This is a genomic window from Rhizobium sp. SVR5-2C (assembly GCF_056755115.1).
In genome coordinates this window covers 1-411 of sequence record NZ_JBNDHT010000339.1, presented here as the reverse complement: position 1 = coordinate 411, position 411 = coordinate 1, and the positions used below count along the sequence as shown (strand labels likewise).

The following is a 411-nucleotide window of genomic DNA, read 5'->3' as shown; positions in this document are numbered from 1 at the left end:
TCCTCGCTTGAAAGGATCCGTTCGACTTGCTGGCTGACTTCTTCAGCGGTCGGTCCGGGGTTGCTGGAAGCGTTGACTTTTGCACTGCTCATGATCGCCCCCAAGCAAGATCACGCAAGTATCGAAGTCTTTCCCTGCCGCATCATATCCCAGAGCTACGAGCGGTTGCAACAGATGCGCCTAATTCATCTAGCGTGCGTCGGCATGGGGGCGGGGTGAGGCGGTGACGGTTGGAAGCGGTTGCACAATGCCGTCGACCGTTGTGACCATGCGCATGAGCCCCGCCAGATTGCGCGCTCCCATCTTGGCCATCACGTTGGCGCGGTGGACCTCCACCGTGCGTGAACTGATGCCCAGATTGAAGGCGATCATCTTGTTCTGCAGGCCGTCGAGCACGCCGGCCAGGACCTG

1 protein-coding gene is annotated in these 411 nt (G+C 59.9%); it reads right to left on the bottom strand.

Annotated features, from left to right (window positions below):
* Positions 1-189: 189 nt before the first annotated feature.
* A partial coding sequence (locus ACPYOI_RS35995; RefSeq protein ID WP_481424163.1) for a LuxR C-terminal-related transcriptional regulator occupies positions 190-411 on the bottom strand: 222 nt, incomplete at its 5' end.